General features: G+C 40.2%; 17 protein-coding genes. All 17 read left to right on the forward strand.

Annotation, left to right across the window (positions count from 1 at the left end; translation table 11 throughout):
• Positions 1-170 precede the first annotated feature (170 nt).
• The 17 genes from Q0376_RS00225 to Q0376_RS00305 all read left to right on the forward strand — a co-directional run bounded on the left by Q0376_RS00225 (position 171) and on the right by Q0376_RS00305 (position 21,934).
• Positions 171-4,478, forward strand: a complete 4,308-nt coding sequence (locus tag Q0376_RS00225) for a translocation/assembly module TamB domain-containing protein (protein ID WP_298702975.1) — start codon at positions 171-173, stop codon at positions 4,476-4,478.
• Positions 4,479-4,536: 58 nt separating this feature from the next.
• The gene (locus Q0376_RS00230; RefSeq protein ID WP_298702976.1) at positions 4,537-5,172 is read left to right on the forward strand and encodes a sigma-70 family RNA polymerase sigma factor; all 636 of its coding nucleotides are present in this window, start codon (positions 4,537-4,539) and stop codon (positions 5,170-5,172) included.
• A 334-nt stretch (positions 5,173-5,506) separates the two neighbouring features.
• Positions 5,507-6,184 (forward strand): hypothetical protein, encoded by a 678-nt coding sequence (locus Q0376_RS00235; protein WP_298702977.1) that lies wholly within the window; start codon positions 5,507-5,509, stop codon positions 6,182-6,184.
• Positions 6,185-6,243: 59 nt separating this feature from the next.
• On the forward strand, positions 6,244-8,430 hold the full coding sequence (locus Q0376_RS00240; RefSeq protein ID WP_298702978.1) for an outer membrane protein assembly factor: 2,187 nt from the start codon (positions 6,244-6,246) through the stop codon (positions 8,428-8,430).
• Between the two features lies 1 nt (position 8,431).
• A complete protein-coding gene (locus tag Q0376_RS00245; RefSeq protein ID WP_298702979.1) occupies positions 8,432-9,706 on the forward strand; it encodes a hypothetical protein in 1,275 nt (424 codons plus the stop codon).
• Positions 9,707-9,957: 251 nt separating this feature from the next.
• On the forward strand, positions 9,958-10,488 hold the full coding sequence (locus tag Q0376_RS00250) for an OmpH family outer membrane protein (protein ID WP_298702980.1): 531 nt from the start codon (positions 9,958-9,960) through the stop codon (positions 10,486-10,488).
• A gap of 18 nt (positions 10,489-10,506) precedes the next feature.
• Complete coding sequence (locus Q0376_RS00255; protein WP_298702981.1) at positions 10,507-11,487, forward strand: OmpH family outer membrane protein; 981 nt, start codon at positions 10,507-10,509, stop codon at positions 11,485-11,487.
• 16 nt (positions 11,488-11,503) lie between these two features.
• Complete coding sequence (locus Q0376_RS00260; protein ID WP_298702982.1) at positions 11,504-12,022, forward strand: OmpH family outer membrane protein; 519 nt, start codon at positions 11,504-11,506, stop codon at positions 12,020-12,022.
• Positions 12,023-12,095: 73 nt separating this feature from the next.
• Complete coding sequence (lpxD, locus tag Q0376_RS00265; RefSeq protein WP_298702983.1) at positions 12,096-13,127, forward strand: UDP-3-O-(3-hydroxymyristoyl)glucosamine N-acyltransferase; 1,032 nt, start codon at positions 12,096-12,098, stop codon at positions 13,125-13,127.
• Between the two features lie 8 nt (positions 13,128-13,135).
• Entirely contained in the window at positions 13,136-14,041 is a 906-nt protein-coding gene (locus Q0376_RS00270; RefSeq protein ID WP_298702984.1) for a lysophospholipid acyltransferase family protein, read from the forward strand.
• A 226-nt stretch (positions 14,042-14,267) separates the two neighbouring features.
• Positions 14,268-15,101: a UDP-3-O-acyl-N-acetylglucosamine deacetylase gene (lpxC, locus tag Q0376_RS00275; protein ID WP_298702985.1), complete on the forward strand. Its 834-nt coding sequence runs from the start codon at positions 14,268-14,270 to the stop codon at positions 15,099-15,101.
• A gap of 1 nt (position 15,102) precedes the next feature.
• Positions 15,103-15,528: a 3-hydroxyacyl-ACP dehydratase FabZ gene (gene fabZ / locus Q0376_RS00280; RefSeq protein ID WP_298702986.1), complete on the forward strand. Its 426-nt coding sequence runs from the start codon at positions 15,103-15,105 to the stop codon at positions 15,526-15,528.
• Between the two features lie 185 nt (positions 15,529-15,713).
• On the forward strand, positions 15,714-16,526 hold the full coding sequence (gene lpxA / locus Q0376_RS00285; RefSeq protein ID WP_298702987.1) for an acyl-ACP--UDP-N-acetylglucosamine O-acyltransferase: 813 nt from the start codon (positions 15,714-15,716) through the stop codon (positions 16,524-16,526).
• A 254-nt stretch (positions 16,527-16,780) separates the two neighbouring features.
• On the forward strand, positions 16,781-17,602 hold the full coding sequence (lpxI, locus tag Q0376_RS00290) for an LpxI family protein (protein ID WP_298702988.1): 822 nt from the start codon (positions 16,781-16,783) through the stop codon (positions 17,600-17,602).
• A gap of 149 nt (positions 17,603-17,751) precedes the next feature.
• On the forward strand, positions 17,752-18,897 hold the full coding sequence (lpxB, locus tag Q0376_RS00295; protein ID WP_298702989.1) for a lipid-A-disaccharide synthase: 1,146 nt from the start codon (positions 17,752-17,754) through the stop codon (positions 18,895-18,897).
• Positions 18,898-20,625, forward strand: coding sequence for a lipid A export permease/ATP-binding protein MsbA (gene msbA, locus Q0376_RS00300; RefSeq protein ID WP_298702990.1), 1,728 nt, complete (start codon positions 18,898-18,900; stop codon positions 20,623-20,625).
• A 4-nt stretch (positions 20,626-20,629) separates the two neighbouring features.
• Positions 20,630-21,934, forward strand: coding sequence for a 3-deoxy-D-manno-octulosonic acid transferase (locus tag Q0376_RS00305; protein WP_298702991.1), 1,305 nt, complete (start codon positions 20,630-20,632; stop codon positions 21,932-21,934).
• Positions 21,935-21,951 lie beyond the last annotated feature (17 nt).

Raw genomic sequence — 21,951 nt, forward strand, 5'->3', positions numbered from 1 at the left:
AGCATATTAACTTATAAGTGCGTCCTTTAATTTATAAGAGAACAATTTAACTTATAAATCAGTTTATTAATTTAAATATATGGATGCGTATTTTACAGTACATTTAATTTCAGTCTCGTCATCGAATCTATCTTAAGTCTTAGTTATTGTGTGAGGAGTTGAGTCGTCAAATGAAAAAGGGGCAACGTAGGAGCTTAGTAGCGTTAGCCGTGGCTGCGACCCTTTTTGGGGGTGCCCAATTATTACGACCCGTAGGTGAACAGTATGTTGGTCCTATGGTACATGAACAACTAAATACAGCGATTAATGGGACTGCCACATACAATAACTTTGAGATTGGCTGGGATGGTACTGTGCGCATTAAGGATTTATCCATTCATGATAGAGCGGGCGCTGTAGTCGCTGATGTGCCAGAAACAGAAGTGTCTCTCGATGTGGTTGAAGCTATTAAAATGCCATTTTCTAATGCATCGGCTTTACATTTAATACGTAGTGTAACGCTTAAGGACCCTACGGTGTATGCCGTAGAGCAAACTGACAAGTCTTGGAACATTACATCCCTTGTTAAAGAGCAAGACTCAGAGAGTGAAATGGATTTTCGTGGCTATGTAAGTGTTGACAATGGGACGGCTTATATTTCATGGCTCAATGGCCGAAAAACAAAAGTTGATACTATAGATGCTACCGTTAAACTAGGAGAGTATCCAAAACTTGATGGGGCTTTGACCGCCAATGTGGATGGACAGGCTGTGAAAGTAAGAGGATCCTACAGTAATGACGATGATGCAGATTTCAATATGTTTATTGGTGCTGATCCTCTCTCCTTACAATATGGTAATGACTTAATTCCTAAGGATGTAAAGGCACACATTGTAGCGGGCGATTTAGAGCAAGTGGCTTTAACGATTAAGCGCAGTGATGGGAAATATAGCTTTGAAGGTGGCTTTGATGTAACCGGACTTGATGCTGATTATAGTAATGCATCTGTTAGCGATAATCCATTTACCATTCGTCATGGCGGAGCTCATGTGACATTACAGGATACGAATATTTCTATAACTAATGCTAAGGCGGTGGTTAATGACCAACAATTCTTTGGCTTTGGTAATGTGAATATTGCCAATACAGACAATCCAGACTTAAACTTAACCCTCAGTGGCACTGAATTAGAAGTAGAAAAAATAATGCCTATTGGTGTTTCCGGTATTATTGGGGGCACGGTGCATGTTACGGGTCCAGTGGATGACTTGGCTGCTACCGGTGAACTAGAGGCGCGCAAGGTAATGTATGATGGGATTGTAGTTGAAGAAGGTAGTACTCATTTTACTTATGAAAATAACATCGTAAATTTAGGTGATATTGCGTTACAACTCAATGGTGGTCATGCTGTTGGCCGCGCTAGTTATAATTTAGATAGTGAAGAGTATGAAGCGACCTTAGAAGGTCAGGACATACCATTAGGGCTCATTGGACAGGCTCTTAATCAGCCAATTTACGGCACCATCAATGGACAGGCCTATGTAAAAGGCCGAGGCACCGAATCAGCTCCTACTGTTACAGCTGTATTCGAAGGCACTCAGGTCGGGTATGACTCTATTACTTTAGATACTGTAGCAGGGCAAATCAATGGTGCTGATGGTACCTATGTGATTAAATATTTAAATGGTACTGTAGGAGATGGTAAATTTACTGCTTATGGTGTGGCTACAGGCGATACGATAGCTCTTAATGTAAGTGGTAAGGACATACCACTTGGCATGATTGGTTCCTATGTGGGCCAGCCTATGGACGGTAGTGCTACGGTGGCTGGCTCTATTGAGGGGGCCTTTGATAATCCGAAAGCACATCTTACGGTAACGACTGAAGGTGGTCATGTAGCAGGTTTTCATTTTGACAATACATACTTAGATGTGGACTTAGAAAATCAGGTGGCTACCATTAATAAAGGCTTTGTACAGGATGGTCATGGCTACTATGATGTGAAGGGGAATGCCCAGTTACGTGGTGATAAAGCCCTTGATTTAGATGTAATGGCGGAAACAGTGCGCATTGAAAATGTAGCCTCTATGGCCACTGATTTCCCTATTACAGGTTGGCTCTCCTTGCGCAGTAAAGTCAATGGTACCATGGATAATCCTGTGGTGCGTGGCTATGTACATGCTTGGGATGGTTCCGTACAAGGCAAACTATTTAGTGATGTACATTTTGGGTTCCGCTATGCTAATAATTTCTTTGGTGTTCGGGATTTAGTCGCTAAGGCTTATGGAGCTACCTTCTATGGACAAGGTAAAATGGTTAACAATGAATTAGATTTTACCTTCTTTGGTGATACCATTTACTTAGAGCCTTGGCTTAAAGAATATAGCGATGTATCTGGCTATATGACTATTGAAGGGACTCTTAAAGGAAGTATAGATAAGCCGATTGTAGAAGGTACTATTGGATCTAATTCTGTAGTAGTTAATGGTATGCCATTAAAAAATATACGCGGCAATATTTACGCTGACCCATCAGTGGTGAACTTACGTAAAGTAAGTTTTGATGATAGTGACACTGGCCATTTCATGGTAGATGGCGGCATGACCTTAGATGGGCAGCAACGCCTCTTCGGCTATGCAATCATTGAAAATGGCAATCTTAATAATTTCTTAAAATTAGCTAAGACTCCTGTAGAGAATATGCAAGGCGCTATTAATGGACGTCTCGATCTAGGCGGTACCTTAAAAAATCCTGATATGGGGTTAAAAGGTACGATTGACAATATTTCAGTGGGAGACACCCTTTGGGGAACGGCTAAGGTAGATGTAAGCTTGGCTGATAAAAAATTGACTATTAAACAAGGTGAGTTACCTATTGGTGATGGCATGATTGCGGCTGCAGGGACAGCTGATTTAAATGGCGATTCGGACATTCAAATTGCAGCGAATAATGTGGCCCTAGGGTACTTAACACCATTAGCTAAAGAACCTATAGCGGTGACGGGGGATTTACATTTTATAGCCAATGTAACTGGTGAAACGTTAAATCCTCATGTGGAAGTCTCTGCTGAAGTTGTTAATGCTAATTATAATGGTGTCGGACTTGATCGTGTATATGCTATGGCCTCTATGGACGATAAGGTCATTCATGTGCAACAGTTAGTGGGCCAGCGAGGTCAGTATAAAGCCCGGATTAGTGGTGATATGCCATTGGCTGCCATTTATACATCGGGGTATTTACCACCAGGTGATAAATCAGCCATGGATTTGACTTTAGACGTTAATGAAGCTGATTTGGCAGTATTGCCATTAATGACACCGATGATTACGGAAGGTGTCGGGGCCTTACAAGGGTCCGTTCATATTACCGGCACATATGATCAACCACAAGCCAATGGTATGATTAGTGTGAAAGATGGCACTATACATTTTAAAGGTGTGAAAAAAGATTTAACTGGTGTATTTACGCAATTAATCTTTAAAGGTCAGCAATTAGAGATTATTGGTGGCGCTACTATGGGCAAGGGCAATGTAGGTCTATCTGGACAGGTAAACTGGACCGGTACTACTTTAAACAACTACAGTGCGGTGGCCCAATTCAATGCCCTAGATATAGAAAGTGATTATTTCTCAGGCCCATTGAATGGCGAAATCGGCGTATTAAATAAAGATGGTTTACCAACTGTAGCAGGCCATGTAGATTTAGACAATAATACAATTGCTATTCCACTTAGCTTGACCTCTTCTGAGGGAGGTAGTCCTATTGGTCTTGATGTAAATCTTAATATTGGCAAGAAAGTTAGATTGTATAGTGCAGGACTCTATGATATTATCCTTGACGGTGGTGCTCATATAGGTGGCACAACAGTACGACCAGATATTGATGGTGGCTTTGAAGTAAAAGAAGGTACTGTAAAATATTTAAACAATACGTTTAAGATTATTAATGGTAAAGCAGACTTTGTGCCGGGCAGCTTTATGCCAATTCTCCATGTAGAGGCAGAGTCGCGCGTACAGTCATATAATGTGAATCTTGCAGTTAATGGCCCAGTGGAGCAGATGGACCTTCGGTTAACTTCTGAACCGCGTTTGGATGAGCGACAAATTATATCTTTATTGACCTTTGGTTATAGTAATGGTAATGACTCGAGTTTATCCTCAGATGATGCCAACGCTTTATTAGCTGCCGGAGTGCGTTCTGCATTGGCAGGCTATATTGAAGGGACCTTAAAAAATAGCCTTGGTCTTGATCGTATCAATATTACGTCTGGGGCCTTAGATCCGAATGAAGACGCGTCTGATACTACGAATGGATATTATAATATTGAAATTGGTAAATACTTACTGCCTAATTTGATGGTAACTTATAGTCAAGGCTTAAATAATGATGTACAGGCCTATGGTGTTCAATATGATATTAACAACCACTTCAGCGTCAATGGGTGGATGAATAGTAATGATCACTCATACTTTGGGGCACAATGGCGTTCGGAATTTTAGAACGTTTTACATGCAATTCAGTTTGTAAATACTATGATAAGGTAAGGAGAGGAGGGCTATGATGTGGGATTCATATGTATCGGAATTAGAAAAAATTGAATTACTAACAATTGAAGACGAGCGCGCTTTATGGCAGGCGTATCGTCAAGATGATGATGAATCAGCCCGCACAGCCCTCATCGAGCATTATCAGCCTTTAGTCTTTCGTGAGGCTATGAGCTATCGCAATAGCGCTGTTGATGTGATGGATTGTGTGCAAGAAGGAACCGTTGGATTAATTGAAGCGGTAGAACGTTTTGATTATACAAAAGGTATTGCTTTTTCCCTCTATGCCGTACATCGTATTCGCGGTCGAATTTTAGACTATTTACGTAAAGAAGGTAAAGGAGGCGTTCTTTGGACAAGCCCTAATGAAGAAGATGGTGATTGGTGGGATCAATTGCCTGATGAAGGTCCGTCCATTGAAAATCGCATTGAAACGCAGGCCTTTCAGGCTGTTGTGAATGAAGCGATTGGACGTTTGCCAAGTAATGAGCGACATGTAATGGAACAAGTATACTTAGAAGATCGCTCTATTGCTTCTGTAGCCGGTGAGCTTGATACTAGTAATAGTTACATTCATCGCTTGCATCGCCAAGGTATAAAACGTTTGCGCGGTATGCTCAGCCGCACTAAAAAGATTTGGAATGAATAAAAGTAAAAAAAGAATGAAATCTTACAGGGCATGAAATATTACAGCAAGTAAGTTGTGACAGTGAATGAAATGTCATAGTGAGTAATATTTTATAGTAAATGCAATATAAAGTAGCTCTTCCTAGGGAATAATTTTTTAGGAAGAGCTATTTTTTTTACTTATAAGGTTTAGGAATTCTAAAATTTTTACTAAAATACGATAAAATAAGGATGAAATTGAAACAAATTGTTAATAAAAACCTTGCAGTATGCTATAATAAAAACGATTTAATTGCTTTTAAGAGTTCACAAATCCCTTCTTTCTAACGATTATATAGTTAAGAAAGGAGGCCGTTATGAATCAAACAAGTAAATCAATGGAGAAGAAGATTCGCTCAGTAAAGACTTGGCTTGACCGGGCTGAACAAGCCTATGCCGATGATTCTACTGCAAAGGGACAATTGCAATTAATGCTAGCAAAGGCCGAAATGCAACATTTAGATGAACAGCAAAATGCATCTAAACGGTATAAATTGTATCTTATAGGCTGCTTAGTCTTTGTAGTGTTAATTTCATTTGCCCTGTATATGACTAAGAGTTCCTTATTTAATCATATGATGAGTCCTACTGATTCTCAGTTTACTACGACGAATACAGTGCCTGGTGTAGATACGACTAATGGAGTTACAGGTGTTTCAGGAAATGGTGAAGCAAGTACTTCCACAGAACTTAATCGAACTGCAGGGGAACATAAGGATGCATCAATACAAGAAAACATAGTCAATACAGAAGCGACGGTTCCTATGTCTTCTGATTCAGGTCCTATGAATGGTACTGAATCGGTAAGGGCGAATGAAAGCGCTGATTCTTCTGAGCCAGTGGCACCCTATGAAGGCGAAGGTAATGCCGGAGATGGTATGACTCAGGCGGCTCCTGAAAGTAAAAAGGAGGACATAGTGACTGAACCCGTTATAAGCAATTCTCAGATTCAAGAAGCTGTGCGCGAAGGGGGACGAAGCTTACGAGGTCAATAAAAGAGATTTAAGTTTCTTTTACATATTATAAAATAACAGTATCTAGGAGGAATTATTAAATGACAAACAAACGAGCCTATAAAAAGTTTTTGGCTGTAGCGGTAATGACGGCTCTAGGCAGTACCAGTGTATGGGCTGCTGATGTAACAACTACAAGCACTACAGATGCAACAACTAATCCAGCAGTAAGTGCATCTGATATTTCTACCAGCAATATACAGACTACGGTAACTACACCAGTAGCTGAAACACCTGAAGATGCAGCGGCACAAGATGCTATTAGCGCTGCTCGTGGTGGTATTGAAGAAGCACAAAAATCTGACGAACAAGAAGCAAAACGTCAAGAACTTGATAACTCTTCACTAGCAACACAAAATAAAGATGTATTGATGGTAGCTAAAGGGGAAGGTGCTAAATTAGAACAGCAACAAGCGGCTGGTATGCAGCAAGCTGTTAATACTCCTGATGCTCGCTATTTCTCAGGTGTTACTGATGAAGCCTTACAACCTTATGTGGGCAAAACAATGACAGGTTTTTCTGTGGATGGTTTGCCAGCTGAGGTGCAGGGCGAATACTTAGCTTTATTAAAAAGTCATATTGGGGACCAACTAACAGTGGATGCCATTCGTGCTGATATTGCCGCATTGGGGGCTTCTGGCTATTTGTCCGAAATTAATCCTGTTATCACAGAAGTTCCAGAAGGGGTAAAGGTAGCTTATAAAGTAACAATTAACCCAGTGGTAAAAGCAGTTCAATTTGAAGGCAATACTGTATATAGTAGTGAAATGTTAGCTAATTACCTTAATGTGGCACCTAATAGTGTACTTAACACTGTGCAGGTTGGGGAACGTATTCAAGGTATTAATGCAGCCTATAATCGTGATGGCTATATTTTGGCTCATGTAAATGATCTAAATGTAGACCAAGATGGGGTGCTACATATTTCCATTACAGAAGGTATTGTTGAAGATATTGTGCCACATGGCAATAAAAAGACGAAAGATTATGTAATTTTACGTGAATTTAACCAAAAGAAAGGCCAGCCTTTCAATAAATTCTTAGTTCGTCGTTCTGTAGAAAAAGTATATAACTTAGGTTATTTTGATGATGTTAACGTACGTTTACTTGAAGGTTCTACACCTGACAAAGTAGTTATTGAAATTGACGTATTGGAGCATAAAACAGGCACTATTACTTTAGGTGCTGGTTATTCTGATTCTGATGGTTTCGTAGGTATCGTTGAAGTTGGGGAAGACAATTTACGCGGTACAGGTGATAAGATTAAAGTTCACTGGGAATTTGGTGGCACCGCAGGTTACAAAAACTACTCTGTATCCTACTTGCGCCCATGGATCGATGACAAGGCAACATCTCTTGGCTTAACAATTTTCGACCGTGAAGATACTTATACAGACTATAACTCTGATGGTGATGAAATTTCCGAATATGTAAAAACTCAAAAGGGCTTTAATATTTCCTTAGGGCGTCAAACTGGTGAATACACTCGTGATTACTTGACTCTTGAAACAAGAAAAGACGGCTGGAAGTTTGATGATGATGAAAACAGTGGTTACAACTATGCTGCAGGGGCAGGTCAAGGTCCAAAAACTCAGGAAGAAGCCGATCGATTCCCTGGTTATTCTTGGGACAATGGTAAATATGATTTTGCCGGTGAAAACTACATTGATAACAACTTCGGTCGTACCAACAGTATTACTTGGCAAAAAGTATATGACTCCCGCGATAATATTTATGATCCAAAACGTGGTAAACGTATTTCCGCTACAGTACAGTGGGCAGGTCATGGCTTAGGCGGTGATTTTGATTACTATAAATTCACTGGCGAATATCGTAATTATAAACAAATTGGAAACGACCAAGTTATTGCCTTCCGTGGCCGTATTGGTTGGGCTCAAGGGGATGTACCTTATAGTGCCTTATATACATTAGGTGGCGCTGATACACTTCGTGGTTTTGAAGATGACCAATTCCGTGGTAAGAAAATGTACAATGCAACCCTTGAATATCGTGTGCCAATCTTTAATAAAGTTACTGGCGTAGTCTTCACAGATATGGGTGATGCTTGGGATGCACCACATGTAACTTGGTATGATGATGATAAATCCTTCAACATCTCCGTTGGTGCTGGTGTGCGTATTTCCACACCAATCGGGCCAATCCGTCTTGACTATGGTGTAAGCAAAGACGATAAGAAATTCCACTTCAGCTTTGGTGGTCAATTCTAAGATGAAACAATTTGAGCTCAAGTTAGGGGCGGCTATGTGTATAGCCGCCATGACTTTGTCAGTGGCTTCGGCTGAACCGATTCAAGAAGTAGATGTGTCATTAACTTCTGGGTCATATGCATTGCCTCCAGCCCTAGCTCGACGTATGAGTGCGGCCATTGAAGTGGCAGCGGAAAAAATATATGTAGGTGCTGATAGTGAATCTATTGCAGCCAATCGGGCTACCTATGATAAAGTAACAACCGATATTATTGATCGTATTTTATATGGCTATACGGTGGAAACCTTAGAGATACGCCCTGGTGCAAGGAGCGAACTTATTGTAGGTCTTAGACCCTATGGTAAGATTGTGAAGAAGGTGGAAACCCATATTTCCTATGGCAACCTTACACCATTAGCCCAAGAATTAGTGGCTCATGATGTGGCCTTTGTAGAGGGGCGGATTGAACAAGTTCTTTTGGGCGCTCCCTTAGATTCTTTAGATTGGGCCAATTCGATTACGAGTCAAGTGGTTCGCACCGAATTAGAGGGCACCTTGCCCGAGTTTATTCCTCAAGTGGACATCACGCCAGGAGAAACGACAAAGGCGACTATATATCTTATTCCGCAAGGACCGGTAGTACGTCATACAACCACTGAAATGGCGTCCAATACACTGCCCACATCGATATTTTTTTCTACAAAGAATCATTTTGATGAGTATTTAGCAGGATTAGAAGGTGTACCCGTATCTTTTATTGGACGGCATGAACAAGAGTTACTAAAGACGATTCAACAGCGGTTGGATGAGAGTCGAGCGTCAACGCGCTTTAATATTCACATGACCCCTTCCTTGCAGTTAGGCACGGATCTTGTATTGAAGATTCAAGCTGACTCGTCGCGTTATATAATGCGAGGAGAGGCTTACTTAGATACGGGGAATACAAAAGAACACAATGTGGGCTTTAAGTTTTTTACCGGCTTGAAACAAGGACGACAAGATTGGTATGTGGAGACGAATTTTTATCCAGATACATATAAATGGACATTTTACCCTTCTTATGCGTATCATATAACGCCAGATACAGTGGTGGGGTATCAGTATAATGTGTCGGATAAATTCAGTCGCTTGTGGCTCCGTCAAACTATTGCTGATCGTTGGCACATTAGAGCTCAACGAGAGTTTGGCATTGATCGTAATGAATTTGGTCTAGCCTATGATGTAAATAATTACTTGGCTGTGGAATATGTCATTGATGATGATAATAAATGGGTTCGCTTAATTGGCTATTTATAGAAGTTAATCGGGCGAGTCGTACAATAAGATTACAATACAGTGCAGTGTACAAGGTAGTGCAGTACAGAAGGGGACAGTACGGAACAAAATGGTACAGTACCGTATACTATGCTACTGATGGATTGCCCATAAATATACTGTAATATAGATGTACTACCATATAAAAATACAGTAATATAGAAGTAGGGCCATATAGAAGTACAGACCTATAAATGATAGAATTAAAGTAAAAGAAAGAAGGTTATTTTATTATGATGCGTTTTATCAATAATAAAAAGAATGTTAAGATTGTTTCCCTTGTAGTAGCAGTTATATTCCTACTCGGTATTGGTGCTATTGCGTACCAACAAATGGCAGTGCCAACTATGGCAGCTAGCAATAGTAATATTGGTGTAGTTGATACTCATAATATTGCAGACCAAAATACACCTGCAGTAGCAGAGGCTATGCAAGCCAGTCAAGCACTTCAGGTAGAATTGCGAAAAGAGTTTGAAGAACAATCTGCTAATATGGATGATCAACAAAAAGCACAGCTTCATGCACAATTACAAAAAAAATCTCAAGCTAAAGCTATGGAAATTCAAGAAAAACTTCAGAAGGCTCTTAATGATGCAGCACAATCTGTAGCTGAAGCAAAGGGTTTATCTGTAGTACTTAATAAAGAAGCTGTTATTTATGGTGGTGTAGATATTACTGATCAAGTTAAGAAAAAATTAAACGAAGGCGCTAAAACAACCGATGCCAATACTGGTGATGCAGCTAATTCTAATGCACAAAAATAGTAGAAAGGACGCGGTACAATGAAGCTAACATATCGGTGGATTTTACTAGCCCTAGTTGTTGCCGTTGCCTTAGTTGCTGGTTATTTGGTAATGACTCATTTAAAATCACCTGCTCAAGATGTCAGCAGTAATGCTCCTAAGATTGGCTATGTGAATATGGAGAATATCATAAAATTAAATCCTTCCTATCAGCAGTACATGGCATTAAAAGCGGAGTATGAAGCCTTAGAAGGGCAATATACGGAAGAGCAAAAAACATTGACTCTTAAGGCGGCTGAACAGCAAAAAGCACTGCAGGCCTTAGGGGGCGATCAAGAAATTACCAATCAACTAAATATTGAATTAGTTAGTAAAATTAAAGCCAAGGAGCAAGAACTTAATGTGGCGCTTCAAAAGCAACGCATTGCATTGATTAATAAATATCGTGGTGAAGTTCAAACCAATCCTACTGAAGCAGATTTGTGCATTGTTAATTTACAATTGGAGTTAAGTGGCAATACAGCGCCTATTGCGTATACAGAAGAACAAAAGGCTTCGATTGCTGCTGACCGTGCGGCCAAAGAAGAGGAACTTAAAGCGCTGTTAGCACAGCGTGGTGAAAATGTAGCGGGGAGTCTCGATACATTAGAACAAAAGGTAGATAGGGAACTTGCGCCTATGCGAGCAGCTGGACAACAAGAATTAGAAGCCTATGCAGCGGGTTTACAAAAAGAACTCTTAGCACGCCGCGATGATATGATGAAATCTAAAGCAGAATCTATTATGGCATCTAGTAATTTACCTACACCGGCGGATTGGAATAGTGCTTGGAATAGTAAATTATCGGCTAAGAAAAGTGAGCTTGACGCACTTCATGATGCCATTCTTGAAGATGTGCGCATGCGCGCTGCAGTAGTAGCACAGGAAAAAGGCTTATATTTAATCGTTGTAAATAAGATGGCAAGTACTGATGCCATAGATGTTACCGATGCGATTATTGCTTCCTATGGTTCAAAATAAAGGAGTATGTTTTAGAATGAATAAAAAAGCAAAACGAGTACTAGCTGGCCTGGCACTTATGCTGTCGGTTACAGTTTTGGCTGGTTGTGGCTCTCAAGAAAAAGTAGGTTATATCAACCAACATAGGATTTTAACTGAAACACAAAAAGGCGTTGATATAGGAAATAAAATTCAACAAAAGGAAGCTGAAGTAATTAATCGCTTGCAAGAAGCGCAAGCCTCTCAAGATGAAGCAACCTTTGGACAAACTCAAATGCAAGCACAGCAAGAAATGCAAGTTTTCCAACGGGCATTGGCCAGTGATTTTCAAAATAGCATACAAGCTTCAGCAGCAGCTATAGCAAAAGAAAAAGAACTAACACTTGTAACTAAAGAAGGTGTTGTTGTAGGTAATGGCATAGATATTACTGATGCGGTAATTGAAAAAATGGGAAAAGCTAAGCCAAATGAGGCACCAGCAAATGCAGGCGCAGATGCTAATGCTAATGCGAATACACAGGAAGGCAATAGTCAACCTGCTCAAGCACAGCAATAATGCTGTGCTCTTTCGCACATATGGCATAGGGATGTAATATTCCATTAGTTCGAGGTGAGAGGAGACTTTCGTAGTGAAGTATACAGTTGAGGAATTGGCCCAAAAGGTCCAAGGTAAATTAGTCGGTGATGGTCAAGTTGTGATTGAGGAGACGCGCAGCTTAGAACAAAGTGCGCCTCAGGCAATTTCCTTTGCCATCGGAGATTATTGTGAATATGTAGGACAGAGTAAAGCTGGTGCTGTCATAGTAGAGGCGCCAATTGAAGGAGTAGAAATTCCTCAAATCGTTGTAGATAATGCTAAAGTGGCGTTCTCACAGCTTTTGGAATTATATCATCCTCCAGTCGTAGTACCTCGTACAATTCACGAAACGGCTATTATTGGTAAAAATGTTACATTGGGTAAGAACATTAGTGTGGGCCCGTATTGTGTGATTAATGACAATGCTGTAATTGGTGATAATGTAGTACTTCATCCGTATGTATATATTGGCCACAATGCCAAAATTGGCGAGGATACAATGATATATACTGGTGCAGTAGTTCATGAAAATTGTATTTTAGGCAAGCGCGTTGTACTTCGTGCTAAGGCGGTTATTGGTGGTGAAGGCTTTGGCTTCGCCACTGAACATGGCATTCACACTCATATTCCACAAGTTGGCAATGTTATTTTAGAAGACGATGTGGAAGTGGGCTCATGCTCCTGTATTGATAATGCTACTATGGGATCTACTATGGTGCGTCGAGGTACAAAAATAGATAATTTAGTGCACTTAGGCCATAATGTGGAAATTGGCGAAGATTGTTTCCTCATTGCTCAAGTTGGCATTGCAGGAAGTACAAAATGTGGCAATCATGTAATTTTTGCAGGCCAAACAGGCTGTACAGGACATATTACTATTGGCGACAATGTAACCTTTGCAGCTAAAACAGGGATTATTGGCAACATTCCATCCAATGGTACGTATGCAGGATTCCCACAACGTCCTCATAAAGAATGGTTGAAGATGCAGGCATATGAATCACGCTTACCTGACATGGCTAAAACCATCAAGCGTTTGGAGAAGGAATTAGCCGCTTTAAAGCAGGAATTGAATGAGAAATAGGAGACACTATGTATAGGTTTATGAAACTTTTTAGTGCCTTAATTTGTGCTTTACCGGAAAAAGTGCAATATGCTATTGGCACATTTTTAGGTGAACTTTGCTGGATTTTTCTGCCCCCCAAGCGGAGACGACTGGCCATAGGGCAGATCCTGTTTTGTAATATTACCAGTGACCCTAAGGAAGCGCGCCGTATTGCCAAGAAAAGTACGACTCGTTTTGGTCGCATGATTATTGATGTACTACGGTATCCGGAAATCAAAGATGGTCGCTATAAGGACATGTTTGAATGGGTAGATAGAAAGTACTTAGATGATGCCATGGAAGATGGTAAAGGTGCTGTACTCATGGCAATTCATAGTGGCAATTGGGAATTATTAGGAGGTATTTTAGCCTCTGAAGGCTACCCACTTATTTCAGTAGCTATGAAGCAAAATGGTGATTCTGATAAACTTATTAACGAATACCGTCAAATTATGCATCAACATGTGACCTATAAAACGGGTGTTCGCGAAATGATTAAAGAGCTCATGAATGGCTCTATGATTGGTTTAATTATGGACCAAGATCCAGGTGATAAAGGACAATTGGTGCCATTTTTTGGTTATGAAACATTGACTGCTGTAGGGCCGGCTGTTATGGGACGCATGAAAGATGTACCGATTATTCCGGTGACAATTCGCTTTGATGAATTTAAGGGAAAACACATTCTTACAGCGTACACACCATTTTATGCTGAACATACAGAAGATAAACGCCGCGATACGGCAGTTACACTCACTAAGCTAAACGAGTGGATTGAAGACTATATTCGCCGGTATCCTGAGGATTGGTTCTGGCTCCATAATCGTTGGAAGTGGACGCGCCGCTACTATGCGGGCAAAATTGAAGTGCCACCAGATCCAATGGCCAAATAAAAAATAGCTGTAAAATAGTATAATAACTATAAAATAATATCAAAAGCTTCTTATTTACGATTGCTAGTTTGAATTGAATTCGAATGATACAAAGACGATTGTAAATAAGGGGCTTTTTTGAAATTCAGCTTTTCCCTTTTTAAAATATAGACATATAAGGTAGATTTAGCTTATAATTAAATATAGTGTGTAAGAATGTCATTAATAGAATGAAAGGAGGAGGCTAATGGTACTTAAGCAGAAAACCTTGTCAAAAGCAATTGAATATAAGGGCACAGGACTGCACAGCGGCTTACCCGTGACTATGACTTTGCGTCCTGCAGAGGCAGATACAGGCATTGTGTTTATCCGAACTGATTTGCCAGGAAAGCCTTCTGTAAAAGCGACTGCTGCTAATGTAACTAGCACAAATCGCGCCACCACTCTTGAAGATGGCGAAGCAAAAGTGTTTACGGTGGAGCATTTATTAGCAGCCTTTTATGGATTACAAATAGATAATTGTTATGTTGAGTTAGATTCACCCGAGCCACCAGTTGGCGACGGCAGCGCGGCTGTATTTGTGGATTTAATGAAAACCGCAGGGATTACTGTTTTAGATGCCCAACGGGCCGTATACGCAGTAAAGCGGTCTCATGCTATTTATGATGGAGATCGTTATATCGTCATTTTACCTTATGATGGCTTGCGTGTGACCTTCACATCTGTTAATAGTCATCCATTGTTGGGAACGCAACAAGTGGATATTCTTTTAAATTCAGAAAACTTTGAAACTGATATATCACCAGCGCGTACAATTGGATTTATGAATGAATTAGAGAAATTACAAGCCATGGGCCTTGCTAAAGGCGGCAGTTTAGAAAATGTGCTGGTTTATGATGATACAAAATGTTTGTCAGTGCCACGATTCGACGATGAACTAGTGCGTCATAAAATCTTAGATGTATTAGGTGATTTATTTTTACTAGGACCAATTAGAGGTCATATTATTGCTTTAAAATCTAGTCATGAATTAAATTCGCGTTTAGCACGTGATATCTTAAAAGAAATGAAGGAGGACTAACATGACTCTTACAGTTGAAGAAATTATGGAAATTCTACCACATCGCTATCCTTTATTATTGGTAGATCGCATCATTGAATTAGAACCAATGAAACGTGCCGTAGGCATTAAAAATGCAACTATGAACGAGTTATTTTTCCAAGGCCATTTTCCTGGAAATCCAGTTATGCCTGGCGTACTTATTACAGAAGCGATGGCACAAGTAGGGGGCATTGCTCTTTTATATCCAGAGGAAAATCGTGGTTTAACTCCAATGTTCACAGGCATTGATAAAGTGCGTTTCCGTCATCCTGTAAAACCTGGCGACCAAGTACGCATGGAAGTGGATGTAGTAAAAATTAAAGGCCGCATGGGTAAAGTAGAAGGCAAAGCGTATGTAGGCGACAAATTGGTAGCCAGCGGCGAGTATATGTTTGCTCTTGTATAATATAGGAAAACGTATATATTTAAAGTAAATTTGCTAAATGAAGCGTTTTGACGCAGTAAATACCTAAAATTCTCTTATTGAGGGTGAAATTTTCTTAAATATTTAAGTTCATTTTTTTGTAAATGAAACGATTATATAAGTAATAAGAAAAAGTCGCAATCTCGATAGAGTAAGGAGTGACATAGATGATAGTAGTAGGCATGGAAAATGCTACCTCCAATATACATAGTACCGCAGTGGTACACCCGGACGCTAAAATTGGAAAAGGCGTTATCATCGGCCCAGGTGCTGTGATCGGGGAAAATGTATCCATTGGCGATGGTACTCAGATCGGTGCCAATGTAGTAGTAGGTGGTTGGACCACCATTGGAGAACGTTGTGAGATTTATCCAGGTGCAGCCGTAGGGCTGGAACCGCAAGATTTAAAATTTAAAGGCGAAAAAAGCTTCTGTAATATAGGCGATGAAACTGTTATTCGTGAATGTGTAACAATTAGTCGTGCTACTGGTGAAGGGGAAGAGACTCGCGTAGGCAATAATTGTTTATTCCAAGCGTGTACCCATATAGCTCATAATTGTATTGTGGGCAATAATGTAATCATGAGTAATTGTGCCGGTCTAGCTGGTCATGTTACTGTTGAAGATCGCGTAGTAATCGGTGGCATTGCAGGGGTGCATCAATTTGTAAAAATTGGTCGCAATGCTATGGTTGGTGGTATGGCTAAAGTTGTACAAGATGTGCCACCATATATCATTGCCGATGGTCAACCAGCTCGTGTTATTGGTCTTAATTCTGTAGGTCTATCTCGTGCTGGCGTATCCGAAGACGTACGCCATGAATTAAAAAAGGCGTATCGTATTATTTTCCGCTCTGGATATTCCTTATCCCGTGCAATTCAAGAAATGGAATTGCAACTTAATTCGTCTGTGGAAATTGAAAATTTATTACGCTTTTTGCGTAATGCTGATCGTGGAATTATGCGACCTCGTCGCGATTAATAAAAAGAGCCTTAGCTTTAGGGCACCATGTGTGTTCCAGCTGATTAAGGCTCTTTTTCTTTATTAATGGGAACTAAGGCGATGCACATAGTTTTGGCTGTGGCAGTGATTTAGAGAGACTAGAAAAATATCTCCTATGCCAGTAGGTCTTAATGCATAGAAAAGATGCATTTATACACGAAAATTTGATATAATATAAGGTAGTATTTTTATAAACAGATGTGATTTTAAACACTCTTGCCTAGGAGGATAGGATGAAAAAAGTCGGATTGTTAGCAGGCATTGGGAAATTGCCATTAGAGTTTTTACGAGCTGCTCAATCAGAAGGCTATGAAGTTGTTGTCATTGCCGTTATCCCTAATACAGAACCTGCATTAGCAGAAGAAGCAGATGCATTTTATGATATTAATGTGGCGAAGGTGGATCGAATTTTTAAAACCTTGCATAAGGAAGACATTACTGAAGTCACTATGCTAGGGAAGGTGACCAAGGAAATTTTATTTAAAGGTTTGAAATTTCCAGACCTTAGAGCCATTAAATTATTGTCAAAATTAAAAAATCGCAAGGATGATACTATTATGTTGGCCCTTGTGGAAGAGCTTGAAAAAGAAGGGATTCACGTAGTAGATCAAACGGTGTATATGAAGTCCCTCATGCCTAAGCCTGGTGTATTGACTAAATTGCTGCCTACGAAGGAGCAACAACAAGATATTATTTTTGGCTTTGATGTAGCTAAACAGATGGGCGGCCTTGATATAGGGCAGACTGTAGTAGTAAAACATCAGGCCGTCATGGCTATTGAGGCTATCGAAGGAACCGATGCGTGTATTAAACGAGGCGGTGAATTAGGCCGTGGTGAAGCCGTGGTGGTTAAAACGGCAAAACCTCGTCAAGATGTGCGCTTTGATGTGCCTGCCGTTGGATTAACTACAATTCACTCTATGCTAGAAAGCCAATGTAAAGTATTGGCCATTGAAGCAGAGCGAACTATCTTTGTAGAGCAGGAGGAAGTGTTAGCACTAGCTAATAAGAAGGGCTTGATTATCGTATCAGTACCAGGGCCGGAAGAAGAATAGGCATTTTACTGAAAGAAAAATAAGCTGAGTACTGGAAGAAGAGTAAGCGTATTCTTAGAGAAAAATCAGGGTAGTATTGAAAGAAGAATAAATGTATTACTGAATACAGCGTAAGTGAGTTATAAATTTCGTAATCATAGGAGGTACTAATGAAAGTAATGTTTTCTGCCGGTGAAGCGTCAGGCGATGTGCATGCAGCCAGTGTAGCCAAGGCCCTAAAACAAGCGTTTCCCGATGTGGATATGTTAGGCATGGGTGGTACCCTTATGAAAGAAGCCGGTGTTTCCATCATTTATGATATTAAGAAGCTCGGTTTCATTGGCTTTGTAGAAATAGTAAAAGCCTTGCCAAGTTTCTTTAAACTTAGAGCCTATTTAAAGGAAATTATGATACGCGAAAAGCCCGATGTGCTCGTATGTGTAGATTATCCAGGCTTTAATATGCGCCTAGCCAAAGTGGCCCATGATTTAGGGATTCCTGTTATTTATTACATAGCCCCTACTATTTGGGCTTGGCATAAAAGCCGTGGCAAAGACATTGCTAAGACGGTAACTAAAGTGGCGTCAATTTTTCCCTTTGAAGCAAAAGTGTATGAAGAATTTGGCGCTGATGTGGAATTCGTAGGGCATCCATTAGTCGATATTGTAAAGCCGACTATGACCTATGAAGAAGGGATACAGTTCTTTAATATGCCTGAGCATACGAAACGAGTCCTTCTCTTGCCAGGCAGCCGTAAACAAGAAATTTTAACACTCTTAGATCGTATGCTTCAGGGCGCTGAATTGGCATTAGCAAAACATCCTGAATTAGTGTTTTACTTGCCTAAAGCCCATACGATTGAACGCAGTGATTTATCTACAATTATTGATAAATACAAAGTCCCTGTACATATTACAGAAGAAAAAATTTATGACCTCATGCAATGTTGTGATGTGGCACTAGCCGCCTCAGGTACTGTAACCTTGGAAACAGCCTTGATGGGGCTTCCTACAGTACTCTTATACAGGCTCTCACCAGTTACTTATGGCTTAGCTAAAGTGTTAGTCAATGTAACTCATGTAGGTTTGCCTAATATTGTAGCAGGTCGTGAAGTCATTCCTGAGCTATTACAAAATGATGTAACAGCGGAAAATATTCAAAAGCAATTAGACTCTTTATTATATGATGAACCAAGACGAAACAAGATGATTGAAGATTTAAACACAGTAAAAACTGACTTAGGTGCACCTGGCGCGGTGGCGCGGGTGGCGCAGATTATTGGTTCAGTAGCCCATGGCACAAATCGGAGGAAGTAGATGGGAAGCTATAAACGTTTATTAGTATATGTAAAACCTTATGCAGGGCGCATGGTATTTGGCCTAATCTGCATGATTATAGCGGCAGCTGCGTACTTAGTTGTACCTTGGCTAATAAAAAATGTAGTCGATGAAGTATTGCAAGCTAAGGATTTAGCTACCTTAAACCTTGTAGTTGTGGCTATCTTAGTGGTGTTCTTAATTAGAGGCTTTGCTACCTATGGTCAGACCTATACGATGAGCTATATTGGTCAACGAGTAATTATTGACATACGTCAAGCTTTGTTTAAACATTTACAACGTCTTGACCAAGCTTATTTTGATCGCCGTAAAACAGGGCAGATTATGAGTAATCTCACCAATGATGTAAGTGCTTTACAAGCAGCCATTGTTGATAATCTCATATCCCTTATTACGGAAGGGGTTACCCTTATTGGGTCCTTGATTTCTATGATTTTAATCGATTGGAAATTGACTTTAGTTACCTTAATTATCGTGCCTGTTGTACTAGGATTAGTTAATGTTTTTGGTAAAAAACTTCGCCTTGCCGGTCATGAAGTGCAAGGTCGCATTGCAGATATAACAGCTTTATTGCAAGAAGTGATTTCCAGCATTCGCGTAGTTCGCTCCTTTGCTCGTGAGTCTTATGAAATTGAGCAATTTGAACACGAAAATCAGCGAAATTTTAGAGCTGCAATGAAGGCTACTAAATTATCGAGTTTACTTAGCCCATTGGTGGAATTTTCAGCTGCTATTGCCGTTACAGTGATTCTTTGGTATGGTGGCTATAATGTAGTCACTGGCGTTATCTCTGCTGGTTCACTCATTGCGTTCTTAATATATGCTATTAACTTGTCAAATCCGGTAAAGCGATTGAGTCAAGTATATAGTAATATTCAAAAATCTATGGCCGCCGGTGATCGCGTGTTTGAAATACTCGATACGGAGCCGGAAGTGAAGGAAAAACCAAATGCTAAGGTTCTTCCAGAATTAAAAGGCGATGTGGACTTTGACAATGTAAGCTTTTCCTATGATGGTGAAAAGAATGCTTTAGAGTCTTTAAATCTTCATGTGCCAGCAGGTCGTATTATTGCTGTAGTTGGTCCATCTGGGGCAGGGAAGACAACGATTGCCAATTTATTGCCTCGTTTTTATGATGTTACATCAGGCACTTTGCGCATTGATGGCGTTGATGTGCGCGATGTAACCTTTAAGTCCTTGCGCGAACAAATTGGTTTAGTGCCTCAAGAAACGATGCTCTTTAATGCATCTATTAAAGAAAATATCTTGTATGGCCGCCTTGATGGCACCGATGAAGAAGTGTATGCGGCAGCTAAAGCAGCTAATGCGCTGGAGTTTATTGAAAAAATGCCAGAAGGTATGGATACCTTAATTGGTGAGCGCGGTAGTTCCTTATCAGGCGGGCAAAGACAGCGTATCTCCATTGCTCGTGCGATTTTAAAGGACCCTAAAATTTTGATTTTAGATGAAGCTACATCCGCACTTGATACAGAAAGTGAAAAATTAGTACAAGAAGCATTGGAACGATTGATGAAAAATCGTACGGCATTTGTAATCGCTCATAGATTAAGTACAATCAAAAATGCTGATCAAATTATTGTTATGAAACAAGGCCATGTCGTTGAGTCTGGGACTCATGAAGAATTGCTAGAACAAGATGGTCTTTATAAGAGTTTGTACTCCGTTCAATTTAAGAGTAAAGGATAAAGGGATGTACTGGATTTATAATTTCTTGCTAATCATCTATTGGATTGGATTAATTCCTGTCATCCTCTATCGTTTAGCCTTTGAAGAGGGTTTTTATGAGCGTATAAGGCAAAGTGCTGGTTATATGCCAGACTCTTTGATGCGTAAGATAGAGGGGCGTCGGGCCATATGGGTGCATGCAGCGTCCGTAGGTGAAATTGTTGCAACAAGCCCGATTGTAAAAGACATAAAACAAAAATTTCCTGATGCCGTTGTGGTAGTATCTGTAGTAACGGCTACCGGTCATGCTATGGCGCATCGCATTATACCAGAAGCGGAAGGGATTATATTCTTCCCTTTAGATTTACCGTTTTTGACGCGCCGCATTTTAACATTAATAAAACCTATTGCTATTTTATTAGTTGAAACAGAGATTTGGCCTAACTTTTTACGCATTGCCGAAAAGGAACAGATTCCTGTTATGATGGTAAATGGCCGCATTAGTGATCGCAGTATGAAGCGTTACATGATGATTCGCTCGTTTACTCGTGAAATGTTGGCATCTATTGAGTATTTCTGCATGCAGTCTAAACTTGATGCAGAATATATTGAGATTTTAGGGGCTGCTCATAATCGTATTACCATTACGGGGAATACGAAATATGATCAAACCTATGCGAGTGTAACAGCAGAAGAAAAACTGGCCTTGCAAGATGAATTTGGCTTTGGTCGCAATCATCCCATTATCGTGGCAGGTAGTACTCATCGCGGTGAGGAAGAGTTGGTATTAAACTCCTTTAAACGCATTCTTCATGAATATCCAGAAGCGCGGCTACTTATTGCGCCACGAGAAATTATGCGCGGCACGGATGTGAAGAATTTAGCGGAGCGCAATGGGTTAAAAGCCATTTGCCGCAGCACTATGACAGGCCCTGTACACACAAAGACACCAGTAGTTGTATTAGATACAATTGGTGAGCTTGGCCGTTTATATAGTTTAGGGGACATTATTTTCGTAGGGGGATCTTTAGTTAAAACAGGTGGTCATAATATTCTAGAGCCAGCCGCACATGGTAAGCCTATTTTAGTAGGTCCTCATATGTTTAATTTCAAAGAAATTTATTCTCTATTGAGTTCCCGTGATGCCTGTTTGATGGTTCGCGATGGACAGGCCTTAACTGATACATTATTGGAACTTTGTGGTAATAAAGAACGCCGCGAAGTGATGGGCGCTAACTGCTTAGCTGTTATGAAAGAAAATCGTGGTGCTACGCAGCGCAATACAGAAGAGATGCGAAAGCTCTTTGAAAAACATCACATTATTCCATAAATCAGGAAGACTTTTAT

This window comes from uncultured Veillonella sp., from assembly GCF_937981445.1.
Taxonomy (GTDB): Bacteria; Bacillota; Negativicutes; order Veillonellales; family Veillonellaceae; genus Veillonella_A.